Origin of the sequence: Bradyrhizobium sp. 138 (genome assembly GCF_023074075.1) — a bacterium.
In the GTDB taxonomy this organism is placed as follows: Bacteria; Pseudomonadota; Alphaproteobacteria; order Rhizobiales; family Xanthobacteraceae; genus Bradyrhizobium.
The window spans coordinates 1-12,837 of record NZ_JADPKT010000081.1 but is presented as its reverse complement, the minus strand read 5'-3'; the positions used below and the strand labels follow the sequence as shown (position 1 = coordinate 12,837).

General features: G+C 61.2%; 9 protein-coding genes and 1 tRNA gene. 8 read left to right on the top strand and 2 right to left on the bottom strand.

The genetic code is table 11. From position 1 onward, the window contains the following. Positions 1-939: 939 nt before the first annotated feature. The 5 genes from IVA79_RS27200 (at position 940) to IVA79_RS27180 (ending at position 5,668) form a co-directional block, all read left to right on the top strand. Positions 940-2,502 carry a 2-isopropylmalate synthase gene (locus tag IVA79_RS27200; protein ID WP_247558769.1) on the top strand — a complete coding sequence of 521 codons (1,563 nt, stop codon included), beginning with the start codon at positions 940-942 and terminating at the stop codon, positions 2,500-2,502. A gap of 318 nt (positions 2,503-2,820) precedes the next feature. Then, positions 2,821-3,825 (top strand): TRAP transporter substrate-binding protein, encoded by a 1,005-nt coding sequence (locus IVA79_RS27195; protein ID WP_247558767.1) that lies wholly within the window; start codon positions 2,821-2,823, stop codon positions 3,823-3,825. A gap of 196 nt (positions 3,826-4,021) precedes the next feature. Further along, a complete protein-coding gene (locus IVA79_RS27190; protein ID WP_247558765.1) occupies positions 4,022-4,615 on the top strand; it encodes a Spy/CpxP family protein refolding chaperone in 594 nt (197 codons plus the stop codon). A 168-nt stretch (positions 4,616-4,783) separates the two neighbouring features. After that, a tRNA-Lys gene (locus tag IVA79_RS27185) sits at positions 4,784-4,859 on the top strand. 536 nt (positions 4,860-5,395) lie between these two features. Further along, the gene (locus tag IVA79_RS27180) at positions 5,396-5,668 is read left to right on the top strand and encodes a hypothetical protein (protein WP_247558762.1); all 273 of its coding nucleotides are present in this window, start codon (positions 5,396-5,398) and stop codon (positions 5,666-5,668) included. A gap of 20 nt (positions 5,669-5,688) precedes the next feature. Here IVA79_RS27180 and IVA79_RS27175 read toward each other — a convergent pair whose 3' ends face one another. Both IVA79_RS27175 and IVA79_RS27170 read right to left on the bottom strand, forming a co-directional pair. Beyond that, complete coding sequence (locus tag IVA79_RS27175; RefSeq protein ID WP_247558760.1) at positions 5,689-5,904, bottom strand: hypothetical protein; 216 nt, start codon at positions 5,902-5,904, stop codon at positions 5,689-5,691. 955 nt (positions 5,905-6,859) lie between these two features. Next, the gene (locus IVA79_RS27170) at positions 6,860-7,117 is read right to left on the bottom strand and encodes an H-NS family nucleoid-associated regulatory protein (protein WP_249816207.1); all 258 of its coding nucleotides are present in this window, start codon (positions 7,115-7,117) and stop codon (positions 6,860-6,862) included. A gap of 584 nt (positions 7,118-7,701) precedes the next feature. Here IVA79_RS27170 and IVA79_RS27165 point away from each other — a divergent pair. The 3 genes from IVA79_RS27165 to IVA79_RS27155 form a co-directional block, all read left to right on the top strand. After that, complete coding sequence (locus IVA79_RS27165; RefSeq protein ID WP_247558756.1) at positions 7,702-8,403, top strand: hypothetical protein; 702 nt, start codon at positions 7,702-7,704, stop codon at positions 8,401-8,403. Between the two features lie 1,526 nt (positions 8,404-9,929). Further along, the gene (locus IVA79_RS27160; protein WP_247558754.1) at positions 9,930-10,094 is read left to right on the top strand and encodes a hypothetical protein; all 165 of its coding nucleotides are present in this window, start codon (positions 9,930-9,932) and stop codon (positions 10,092-10,094) included. Positions 10,095-11,101: 1,007 nt separating this feature from the next. Beyond that, positions 11,102-12,837: VCBS domain-containing protein (locus IVA79_RS27155; protein WP_247558752.1), on the top strand; the 1,736-nt coding region annotated here is incomplete at its 3' end.

The window sequence follows — 12,837 nt, the reverse complement described above, 5'->3', positions numbered from 1 at the left end:
GCATAAGCCGTCCAACCACTGCGCAGGGAAGGCCGAGTGATCGGCACCACCTGTATGCTGCTGTGCGGTTCTTCCTGCGTGTGCATTTTCGCGCAGCGGACCGCGGGTGCGAGGTCGGCACCCGGCCTTCCCTGCGCCCTCTTGGCTCAAGAGGGTGGAGCGACGAAGCAAAGCTCGGGTGATCTCAGCTGCGAGAACGAGAAGGCGTGTCTGCGCGTCACAAGCTCGATCTCGTAGGGTGGGCAAAGGCGCTCTTGCGCCGTGCCCACGATCTCTCTCGGCCGCAAAAGATACGTGGGCACGCTTCCGCTTTGCCCACCCTACGGCACTGCGTGTCCGGATGTTCATTGGTGCATCACAATGACGAGGTGGAAGGAGCGTGCGTCCACTCCACTCTCGTGCCCCGGACGCAGCGCAGCGCCCCGGCGATGCGAAGCATCGTCCGGTACGGTGCGCTGCAGAGCCGGGGCCCATGCCGCCCGGTACCGTGTCGCGCTGGGTCCCGGCTCTGCGCCGCAACGCTAAACGCGTTGCGTCGCGTCCGGGACACGGAGACCTGCCCCCAACCAGGTCAGGTCCCTTGACCATCTTTTGGCGTTGCGGTTGCTGCCATTTTTCGTCTAGAAACAGGCCACTGAGCCTCCCGGCAACCAACCATCAACGGTTTTGGCCGAGGATTTGTGGGCTCAAAAGGGTCTGGCAATGCTGATTCGCGGCCAAATCGAGGGGATTTCGGGGGAGGTGGCTCTGGCCGCCGCCACGATCCCGGCCGCGCTGCTGCCCACCCTCCTGATTGGCGGGCTTCTTCTTAGCTGCCCCTGAGGGCCGACTGGGCGCCATGCGCCTGGGCGCTCAGGGGTTGGTCGAGATCACCGGACACCTCAAGCGCCAAGGGACGAAACGGTCTGAACGGCGCAAAAGCTCAAAAGGAAATTTGAAATGGCCACCGCGAACAAGTCCGACAAGGACCGCGTCATCATTTTCGACACCACGCTGCGCGACGGCGAGCAGTGCCCCGGCGCCACCATGACCTTCGAGGAAAAGCTGGAGGTCGCCGAGCTCTTGGACGATATGGGCGTCGACGTCATCGAAGCCGGCTTCCCCATCACCTCCGAAGGTGACTTCCAGGCCGTCAGCGAAATCGCCCGCCGCTCCAAGAACGCTGTCATCGCCGGCCTGTCCCGCGCCCACCCCGCCGACATCGACCGCTGCGCCGAGGCAGTGAAATTCGCCAAGCGCGGCCGCGTCCACACCGTGATCGCGACCTCGCCGCTGCACATGCGGGTCAAGCTGAACAAGACCCCGGAGCAGGTGATCGAGACCTCGGTCGCCATGGTCGCGCGCGCCCGCAACCAGATCGACGACGTCGAATGGTCGGCCGAGGACGGCACCCGCAGCGAGATGGATTTCCTGTGTCGCATCGTCGAGGCCGTGATCAAGGCCGGCGCCACCACGGTGAACATCCCCGACACCGTCGGCTACACGGTGCCGGAGGAATACACCCACTTCATGAAGACGCTGATCGAGCGCGTGCCGAATTCGGACAAGGCGGTATTCTCGGTGCACTGCCATAACGATCTCGGCATGGCGGTCGCGAACTCGCTGGCCGGCGTCGTCGGCGGTGCGCGCCAGGTCGAGTGCACCATCAACGGCATCGGCGAGCGGGCCGGCAACGCCGCGCTCGAAGAGATCGTGATGGCGATCAACGTGCGCAACGACAAATTCCCCTACTGGAACAAGATCGACACCACCCAGCTCACGCGCGCCTCGAAGGTGGTCTCGGCGGCGACCTCGTTTCCCGTCCAGTACAACAAGGCGATCGTCGGCCGGAACGCGTTCGCGCATGAGAGCGGCATCCATCAGGACGGCGTGCTGAAGGACGCCTCCACCTACGAGATCATGCGGCCCGAAATGGTCGGGTTGAAGCAGTCCTCGCTGGTGCTCGGCAAGCACTCCGGCCGTCATGCCTTCGTGCACAAGCTGGAGGAGATGGGCTACAAGCTCGGCCCGAACCAGCTGGAGGATGCGTTCACGCGGATGAAGGCGCTCGCCGACCGCAAGAAGGACATCTACGACGAGGACATCGAGGCGCTGGTCGACGAGAAGATGGCGGCCTCCCACGACCGCATCAAGCTGACCTCGCTGACCGTGATCGCCGGCACCCATGGCCCGCAGCGCGCGACCATGAAGCTCGACGTCGACGGCCAGATCAAGATCGAGGAGGCCGAGGGCAACGGTCCGGTGGACGCGGTGTTCAACTGCATCAAGCGCCTGGTGCCGCACGAGGCCAAGCTGGAGCTGTATCAGGTCCACGCCGTCACCGAGGGCACGGACGCGCAAGCCGAAGTGTCGGTGCGGCTGTCGCAGGAGGGACGTGCGATGACGGCACGCGCGGCGGATCCGGATACCCTGGTGGCCTCGGCCAAGGCCTATCTCGGCGCGCTCAACAAGATCGTCATGAAGCGCCAGCGCGACACGGTGACCACCGCAGCGGCGAGCTGACAAGCGAAGCTGCGAGTCGTTGCACCTCTCCCGCGTGCGGGAGAGGTCGGCGCGTCCGGGCGATGCGAAGCATCGTCCCGCGCGCCGGGTGAGGTTCTCTCCTCTGGGGGATTGTCCCGTTGTGGAGATACCCTCTCCCCAACCCTCTCCCGCAAGCAAGCGAGAGAGGGAGCGCAGCGGTGCGCGCGGCAATCAGGTTGAATACCAGCCCTGCTAACGGCCAATAGCAGCGCAGGCCGGCGGCCTGTATTGATCTCGTCGGCATGAGGAAAGGCTGCTCGGCATGCCGGGCGGCCCAAATAACACCAGGGAGAGACTATGCGCACCTTCGCGATCGCTGCGTCCATCGCGGCATTGGCACTCGGGCTGGCCGGGCCGGCGTCGGCCCAATCGCCGATCATCATCAAATTCAGCCACGTCGTCGCCACCGACACGCCGAAGGGCAAGGGCGCGGAGAAGTTCAAGGAGCTGGCCGAGAAATATACCGCCGGCAAGGTCAAGGTCGAGGTCTACCCGAACTCGACGCTGTACAAGGACAAGGAAGAGCTCGAGGCGCTCCAGCTCGGCAGCGTGCAGATGCTGGCGCCGTCCAACTCCAAGTTCGGGCCGCTCGGCATCCGCGAGTTCGAGGTGTTCGATCTGCCCTACATCCTGCCCGACATGAAGACGCTGCGGAAGGTGACGGAAGGCCCGCTCGGCACGCGCCTGCTCAAGCTTTTGGACGCCAAGGGCATCACCGGCCTTGCCTATTGGGACAACGGCTTCAAGCAGATGAGCGCCAACAAGAAGCTGGTCACGCCGGCGGACTATCAGGGCGTCAAGTTCCGCATCCAGTCCTCGCGCGTGCTGCAGGCCCAGTTCAAGGCGCTGAGTTCGCTGCCGCAGGTGATGGCGTTCTCGGAAGTCTACCAGGCACTCCAGACCGGCGTGGTCGACGGCCAGGAGAACACCTGGTCGAACATCTATACCCAGAAGATGCACGAGGTGCAGAAGTACATCACCGAGACCAATCACGGCTACATCGGCTACGTCGTGATCGTGAACAAGAAGTTCTGGGACGATCTGCCGGCCGACATCCGCGACCCGCTCACCAAGGCGATGAAGGAAGCGACCGACTTCAGCAACACGCAGTCGCAGAAGGAAAACGACGACGCTCTGGCCGAGATCAAGAAGAGCGGCAAGAGCGAGATCATCAAGCTCACCCCGGAGCAGGACGCGGCGATGCGCAAGGCGATGGAGCCGGTCTACAAGGACGCCGCGGGCCGTGTCGGCCAGCCGCTGATCGACGAATTCCTCAAAGAGGCCAAGAGCGCGACGAACTGATTGATCCCTACGATCGACGAAAGGCTTCCGTGCGGCCTGCACGGGAGCCTTTTTGTTGCGAATGATTTCGGGTTGCGGCTGGAGGTAAAATCGGTCGTCACATCCAGGTTAAGGATGCGCTCCCTGTCCAAGTTGTAATTTGCGTGTCAGCCGTCCGGCGCTCATCTTGATGGACGTCCTTCCAGAGGAGGTTCGGATGAGGAAGTTCACCATCGCCGCCATCGCCGTGCTCAGCATTGCCGGCTCGGGCGCGGTCTATGCCCAATTTCATCGCCCGTGGATGGAGCACGTCCGCCACATCCGCATGAACCCGGAAGACCGCGCCGCCTTCGTCGACGCGCGGATCGCCGCCGTCCATGCCGGGCTCAAGCTGAACGCCGATCAGGAGAAGCTGTGGCCGCCGGTCGAGGCTGCGGTGCGGGAGTTCGCCAAGCTGCGTATCGACCGCGCCAATGCGCGAATGAATGCCGGGCCGGGCGACGGCGACAAGCCGGAGGATCCGATCGCCCGCCTGCGCCAGCGCGCCGAGGACATGGGCGCCAGCTCTGCGGCCCTGAAGAAGATCGCCGATGCCGCCGATCCGCTCTACAAGACCCTGGACGAGGGCCAGAAGCGGCGCCTCGCCGTGCTGACCCGCCACCGCGGCCCGTTCGGCGGCGGCGAAGACGGCCCGCGCCACTTCATGGAACGCGGCATGGGCCGGATGATGGAGCGCGGCATGGAGCACTTCCATCATGACCGTTTCGACCGCGACGGCGGCTCGGGCCGCGACCGCGAGGGCCGGCTCTGAGCGAGCGGGGATTCCGCGACGATTAACCTTGGCGAAGCCGCTGGAATCCAGCGGCTTTTCGCTTTTCCGGACCTGTGCAAGAACCTTGGAAAACTTGCGTCCGATCGCTTGCCAGACCCGGATCGCTTTGCTAAACGACCGGCCTCGCAAGGCTTTGACCGGCCTTTCGGGCGCATAGCTCAGTTGGTAGAGCAGCTGACTCTTAATCAGCGGGTCCCAGGTTCGAGCCCTGGTGCGCCCACCACCTTTAAGAGATTGGCCCGCAAGGGCTTTTTTAAATTCTTCGATAGAACAAAGCGCGTCTCGTGCGACGTTTTTTCATTGGGGTGGACACGGCCAGATGGTTATTCGGCTTTTCCCTTGTTTCTATATCTTCACCCATTCGATACAGCGCACAGATCCGATGGCACAAGTCGATTACGTGCTTGTCGTAGAATAGGATATTGGAGCGGCCGAAACGGACGATCTGTTCTGTCCGTCGCAGCAAGATACTGCTTGCTGCAGAACCAAAACCAGAATGTTCGGGTCGGGATTCGAGTCGTTTCGCCACCAACACTGGCAACGACTTTGTGCGCCAAAGTACGATCTTCCACGATGTTGTACTCCTGACGGTAGCGGTTCGAGCGCTCGTACGGATTGTCTCAGCCGCGAAAGGGCGGCGAACCTTCTGAAAGTTAGGTGGATGCCACAAGAGGGCGTTGCGGGACGGCTGGCCCGAGGAGGGGCGGCCGAGTTCGAGGGCTCGGACGCAGGGGAAGGCTTCCTCCTTCTACCGAGGCAGTGTCCGGACCCATCAGCTTTCGCGTGGGCGGCCATAGAGGTTTGCCGAAAATAGTCGATCAGTTCAGTAGCCTGGCTGCCTTGCCTGAAACCCCGCTGTTCCTCAAGATCGACGAAAGGGACCATATGGATGAACTGATGGCGGCGTACGGTGACATCACCGCTTCCGGATCGGGCCCTCCGAACCGCAATGCGCAATGCGATGCGGCGAAGGCGGCGCAGCGATCGCTGGCGGAGCCATGCGCAAACAATCGTTGTGCACGCACGATCTAGCCGCCTTAACCTCTTCCGCGTCAGCCGCGCTTTCGCTGAGAGGGTGGCTTAAACTCCACGACCTCGTGCTGGTCGCTCGGATTAGGTGGCTCATTCTTCTTCACGATTAGCTCAAGCTCGAGAGCCTCGAAGGCGAGCTCATCCGCCAAGCGCTTAAACAGCTCGCGCTTTTCCGTATCCGTCGCCTGCTGACTCATCAACGAAAAGTCTCTGGCGTCAGCGAGGACCTTTTCCAAACGTCGTCGGAGGTCCTCATGTTGTGCCGGCTCAGCTTCTAAACTTATCCTCGGCCCGAACAATCAGTTTGCTTGTTCGGACCGCACGGGAGTCAACTACCGAAACGGGATATTGGCTCTTTGCGAACTGCCAAACTGGCCGCTTATTCTAGCCGCGACGGTCTCCCGGGCTGAGGCATCCCTGTTCGGGCTCGCCGATGATGCATAGAACTACCATACCTGAAGGGGCATGAATGTTCGAAAGCGCACAGACGCGAGTGTTGCGCCGGACTAGGTTGCGATCGATCCCGGACGCTCGCGAAGGGCTCCGGGCCCAACGGCCTCGGGGGGATGCCAAATGTGCCGGCTGCGCTGGAGCGGCTCCGTCCGCGAACGCAGTGCTGTCGGCTGCGTGCCGGGTATGAGGCAGGAGTAAGCTCGGCAGATTCTAGATCAAACGATGGTCGTTCCTCGTGCGTACTTTCCTTCTCATTGTGGGAATATGGCTACTGGTGAACGTTCTGTTCGTCGTAGTTGTCCTGCCCTCGCACAGGCCGGCACCTGCTCGGCGCGCAGGAACTCCGTCTCCGGTAACGATCAACACGACGGCCCGCCGATCGGACGATCACGACCCGCCACTCCTGCGGCGCGGGATGATGCCGGTTACAATCAGAGTTCTTTTCGTCGTCCTCCTCCATCCAGTCTTTCGAACGTGGAATGCGGTGAGGCGGCGCTTCAGAGGGCTCCACGACTAGACGCGGGCCATCGCGGGCTTGAGATTCCCGTCGATGTCCTCACTGCGCCGCGGGGCCCGAGCGATTCAGCGAGATCATCAGCCAAATCGCCGGCGCTCTCGCTTTGGCGATGGCTCCAAGCAGGTTATGATCCGCGGTTGGACGACGATGTGAAAAGCTCAGAGCCTCAGGGGGTAACAGCCGGCGTCAGCATTCCCATCCCAAAATGCCGCAATCGGCGCTCAATTTGTCTGCCGCTTTTGAGCTGAAGCCCCATCGATCAGGAAATCGTCCAAATCTCGGCCGCTTCGAAGCTGCGGCCGCAGCCATCGAGGCTGCCTGCCGCGACCCGACCACGTCTCCGCTGGGTTCTTCGGATTGCGATATTTGGGACGAACGGGCGGGTATGGACGGCGGCGCCTACGATTGAGCCGTGTGGCCTCATTGGCCAGTCCAATCTTGTGGAGCCTTTCCTCCAAATGGGCTTTCTGCACCAACATTTTCTGAGTGAGTTTGGCGGCGACCTCTTGGTGAAGTATCCAGAGCTCGTCAACGGAGAGCGAATTGAAATGCGCGGTGTTCACGGCTCCATCCGAATCTTGGGCACAAGGCCCAGACAGACAAGTCGGGAATCCGGGAGCAGACAAGCCGTCAGTTAAATATTGACCGTGCAATCCACATTTAAATGCGAGAGGTGGCGGGGAGAAAGGCGCGACAGTGGTAATATCGTGGCAGTGTATTTAATTTGCTGCGGGGGGCGACCACGTATCGTGACATCCACAAACTCACCCCTCGGCCAGTTGCGCCTTCGCGTTGCCATTGCGACGCGGGGACGAGCGCCAACGATGGCGATCAACCGGGCGGCGGCGCCGCGGATTGCGGGCGGGAGCGAGGTCCGGCGCAACTCGGGTGGCTCGATGAATCGATCGCGCTGCCTCGTGTTGCCCCCTTGGAGTGCTGGACCGGCATATTAATTAGGTGGCCAAGAGTACAATTAATTCCTCGCGCTGCCCGATTTAAGCCGCATGGGAGCCGTTGTCGCCCCTAAGGCTCGAGCGGGGTGGGGCGCACCCGGGAGTTTTCGATGGCCGGTCATTTGCGATTGTACTTCGCCAGTTTGGTCCTTGTCGGAGGTTTTTCGGCGGCGCCTGCGTCTTCCGATCCTCTTGCCGACTTCTTCAAGACTGCCACGTCCCAACCCACGGTAACCTCTCCGCCGCAAGCTGAATGCCTTGCGCGTCCCGGTACCTCGACCACTGGTGGACAGCATTGGGTCTACCGAACGGACGGTCGCCGCAAATGCTGGTTCCTGGCCGAGGGCATTGCGACGGTGAAGAAGCCCATTCGGGCTCGCGTGGCCAAAGACCGCAGCGCCAGTTTGGACGAAAACGGGACGAGACGGAGCGCGGTCGTTGATGCGCGCGCGGAGTTGCTGGGCTCCGCACCGCCCGAGCAAGCTCAGCCGCCTGTACCCGAAATGAAGGTAGCTGATGCCGCTTCCAATCTCGGCACGGGCCTTACCCTGATGTCGGCGGCCCCCATTGTCGATCTTCCCAACCAGCTCACGCCCGAACACTCCGTGTCGGGCCAAGTCGACGTTGGGCAGCTTCTCGCTGCCGCGCCCGCCGCACCTCAAGATATGCCGCTGGGCGGGCGCACTGCAGAGGCGCACGGCGAAGCGCGCAGCTGGACGGCCTGGTTGGGTGTGCTGCTGATGACGCTTGGTGGCCTCTCGCTCTTAAGCTCGAGCCGCACGCTTCGGCACGCGTGGAGATTACGCCACTGAGGTAGCTTAGACACGAGGTACAGCCGCCGCGCAATCGGTGGATTCCACGAGCTGGTATAGCCGAACTGCCACACGTACAAAGGTTCCGTGCGCCACACCTAATTTGGCACTGCCTTAGACGGACATTCGAGTACGATGACGGTCGCCTTTGGGATCGGACTGCATTATGCGGTACAAGGTGTTCGTGGTGGACGGCAGCCGGCAAGTGATCTGCGCTGCAAAGCTCGACTGCATTGACGAGCAGGCGGCGAGACGCCGAGCCGAGCAGATGCATGACGAGCACGACGTCGAGCTTTGGGAAGGCGATCGACTCGTTGCTGTGTTCCGAAGTGTAACGCCGAATGAAGGTCGGAGCTAACGCGAGATCCTGAATAGACGACCAGTCTCGCCGCCGAGTTAGTTCGAGCGTTGTGAGCCACCCCGGCCTGGCTGGTTGCCGAGATGTCGCAGCGACATCGTCGCCGAGGCTCGCTACTGCGAGGATGAAGGCGCCAGTCCTCTTTCAAAATAGTGGCAGATGCGAGGAATGCGGGCAATCCGTGCATCGGATAGCGCGAGTGAGCCAACGCGGGTCAACCTTCGGACCCGGCGGGACTCTAGACGGCTCTTGCTCTGCCGCTCGCTTTGGTGCGCCGTCTTCTGCCGATTGTTTTTGCTTCTACATGTCGGAGCTTACTTCGAAGCTTCTCCACCGCTCTAAGCTCCTCCAACAGCGCCTGGTGCCGTTCGCTCAGAATAGCACTAGAAAAAATCTGACGCGTACTCGACATCACATGCCTCAGAAAATGACTTGAAGTAAGAAGTCGACGAAAAGCGAAAGACAAAGAACGCTCGGCTGAAGCTCAATGAGCTAAAGCCGCAGCCGCCAGATGCTCCCAGTACTCGGCCTCTGCAAGCAGTTTCCAGCTTCTCTCAGGTCGGAGTGCGGCGGTCTGTCGGCAAAGCAACGCCATTGCGCGAAAGCGGCGGGCAGCTTCCATTTCAACCTCCCATGTATTCTTTTCCCCAACATATTTTTCAATTTTGCGATGGAGTCATCATGATTATATACTATAATATAATATAGCATTGAATGGACAGTCGATTTGGTTCCCTTCGCGAGTTAGCCGGCAACTCGTTTCGGTTTAAGCTTCACATCGATTTCGAATGCTACTAGTCGGGGGCCCGTTGCACGTTAAGGCGAAGAGAACGTGGCGCGGGACAGCGATGTCAGAAATCCCGACCGAGACTCTTCTCGTCACACTCCAGAACGCAAGCGAACCCTCAGCAGCTGGACCTCGCCGGTTCCGGTCAATTCGCGCGTGTCCTCCTTATCGCCCGCCGCGGTAGCCAAGGCCCAGCTAAACGATTCAGCTTGGCTCGGAATGGGACCCGGTCATGCGCGCATAAGCGTACACCGAGCCACCAGCAAGCCTGCGCAAAGGTCGCATCCACCTAGCTCTCTCCTCGGCCCTGGGCGCAACTCGGGATTGCACCCGTAAATTGCCCAATGTCGCCCGCCTGGAACCGGTGGGAAGATGACACCCATGAAAACCCTGAAGCCGAAGGAATGGAGCGATCTCGAGCGCAGGAAGCTTACGGCGATGATCCGCCGGCGGTACGGCGCGGCGGAAATTGCCGCAGCTCTTCGCCGGCATGTCGGCTCAGTCAAGCGGATGGCGCGAGCGATGGGGCTACTTTTGAAAAAATGACTACCGGAGTTTCATGGATTTGTTGGAAGAGAGGAGGCCTCAAGCGCCCTCCATACTGAGTAGGCCTTGATCCGTCGGGCGCGCACCAATCACGTTTGGCGCAAAGGATTGCGAGACTGTTGCTTTCATGCGTGGTCTTCGCAGATAGGGCTGAGTTTCGGCTCCAGTTGGCTCCCTGCGACTGCCGATCTACGCGAAGCAAAGATCATCTCGCCGGCGCGTGCATCTCGGGAGACAAGCCGTAAAATTCCGGTGTCGCCCGCAAGAGAGGGGCGCAAGAGCCTCTTTGTCATTGATTTTGATGCATTAATCATTAAATCTCAAGCATAAATAAATTAAATAGACTGAGGCATTAATTTAAATTAGCTTCGGTTTTAATTCGGGAGTGAGATCGTGGCGCTTCTTGATCACGATTGTCGCTTCTGAAGCCGCGAATTTGCTGAATCAATAATTGCCAAAACGTGGGCGGCCAAGCACCGACCGCGATGGGCAGGGGGATACCGCTCTAGATCCTTTCACGTAACTTGGCAGCAGTTGATGGATTGTCGCTGGTAGGCGGACCTATCACCGTCCGAGCGAGCGCTACCAATTTGCGTGAATTGATTTTGCGGCGACGCTCTCTGCTCTGCATTGGCAGACGAGGGTTGCGAATGACGTGCACGCATTTTGTAGCAATGCTCGGCCGGGCTCGGGCAATTTCGAATTCTTCTCCGTCAACTTGCGATCGCTCGATCGAGCCAAGTTTGCGGTTTGCAAACATAGCGGCTGTCAGGCGCGCGACCGTGCACACGGCATCCGCTCGCGAGCTCGGAGCGGCTCTAGCCCCAAACAGGCTTGAGCGCTGTTTGCACATTTTCGAAGCGCTGAGCATGACGGCAGGCATGCTGAGCAGCCCGGCATTTTTCTTCAGCAGTGTAGGCAAGGCAACGGCCGATCATCCCCGCGCCATTGTGCAATTTGTGCCGGTCCGCGAATGCGGTCGGCGCACCACCCAGAGGATTTGAGCCATGGCGACGCAGACAACAGGTGGCGGCAGCACGGTTTCGTTCGGCAATACTCCGCAAGCCAACACGGACAGTTTCTCGTTTACGGAAGACGCCAGCAACATTCTCATCTTGAACGTGATGGCAAATGACCTTGGGGGCGCGGCCAAGACGCTGTTCTCGCTGGACAATGGAACGAGCGCCTCCGCGTCCACCAAGAGCTACGCACCGGCGGACTTGCTGGTCAAAGATGTGGCGTACAGCAGTGATGCCGCCGGAATGGCCGCAACCGCTGACCGCAGCGCCCTCGGTGCACGCATCTGGATCGCAGCGGACGGCACCGTTCATTACGATAAGGGCGACATCAACGTTCAGCTTCAGGCGCTGGCGACCGGGCAAACGCTGACTGACACATTCACCTACGCTATCCAGCTGGGCAATGGCACGCTGAGTTGGGCGACCGTGACACTCCAGTTCAATGGGGCAAACGACTCGGTCTTCATCACATCAAGTCCGCAGAGCGGCTCGGTGGTAGAAGACGCGAATGCCACACCCGATCTCTCGGATTCGCAGAGCGCGGCCGGCACTATCAGTTTCAACGACGCCGATCTCAGCGACACGCATTCGGCCTCGTTCGCGGCAGCCTCTTCCAACACGACTTCGCTCGGCGCCTTCTCGCTCGATCCTGTTAACGAGGCGGCCAATGCCGCCAACGGCGCGGTGCAGTGGCACTACAATTTGAACAACGCGGCGGCGCAATACCTCGCTGCGGGCCAGACCGTCACCGAGAGCTTCGTGGTGACGATCAATGACGGCCACGGTTCGACAGCTACCCAGACGGTGACGGTCACGATCACCGGCACCAACGACGCGGCCACGGTCTCATCGGACTCGAAGTCCGTCACCGAAGGCGATAACGCGGCGGCGCTCAACACCAGCGGCCAGCTCAGCATCACCGATCCCGACACGGGCGAAGCCCATGTCGTGGCGCAATCGAACGTCCACGGCACCTATGGCGACTTCAGCATCGATGCCAACGGCGCCTGGAGCTACACCGGCAATGGCGCCCACGATGAGCTCACCGCTGGCCAGCAGGTGCAGGACCAGTTCACGGTGACCAGCCAGGACGGCACTGCCACCGGCACCGTGACGGTGACCATCACCGGCAGCAACGATGCGGCGACAGTCTCGTCGGAGGCGAAGTCCGTCACGGAGGGCAACACTGCCGCCGCCCTCAACACCAGCGGCCAACTGACGATCGTGGATCCCGACAGCGGCGAAGCCCATGTCGTGGCACAGGGCAGCGTCCACGGCAGCTATGGCGACTTCACGATCGATGCCAACGGGGCCTGGAGCTACACCGGCAACGGTGCCCACGACGAGCTCACCGCCGGCCAGCAGGTGCAGGACCAGTTCACAGTCGCCAGCCAGGACGGCACCGCCACCGGCATCGTGACTGTCACGATCACCGGCAGCAATGACGCGGCGACAGTCTCTTCGGACTCGAAGTCCGTCAGCGAGGGCGACACGGCGGCGGCGCTCAACACCAGCGGCCAGCTCACCATCACCGACCCTGATACGGGCGCCCACGTCGTGGCACAGAGCAACGCGCACGGCACCTACGGCGACTTCAGCATCGATGCCAACGGCGCCTGGAGCTACACCGGCAACGGTGCCCACGACGAGCTCACCGCCGGCCAGCAGGTGCAGGACCAGTTCACAGTCGCCAGCCAGGACGGCACCGCCACCGGCATCGTGAC

Coding starts and splice junctions, on each gene's coding strand:
- IVA79_RS27170 (WP_249816207.1), bottom strand. CDS start 7,117: ATGTTGGTGCAGAAAGCCCATTTGGAGGAAAGGCTCCACAAGATTGGA.
- IVA79_RS27195 (WP_247558767.1), top strand. CDS start 2,821: ATGCGCACCTTCGCGATCGCTGCGTCCATCGCGGCATTGGCACTCGGG.
- IVA79_RS27160 (WP_247558754.1), top strand. CDS start 9,930: ATGAAAACCCTGAAGCCGAAGGAATGGAGCGATCTCGAGCGCAGGAAG.
- IVA79_RS27165 (WP_247558756.1), top strand. CDS start 7,702: ATGGCCGGTCATTTGCGATTGTACTTCGCCAGTTTGGTCCTTGTCGGA.
- IVA79_RS27190 (WP_247558765.1), top strand. CDS start 4,022: ATGAGGAAGTTCACCATCGCCGCCATCGCCGTGCTCAGCATTGCCGGC.
- IVA79_RS27200 (WP_247558769.1), top strand. CDS start 940: ATGGCCACCGCGAACAAGTCCGACAAGGACCGCGTCATCATTTTCGAC.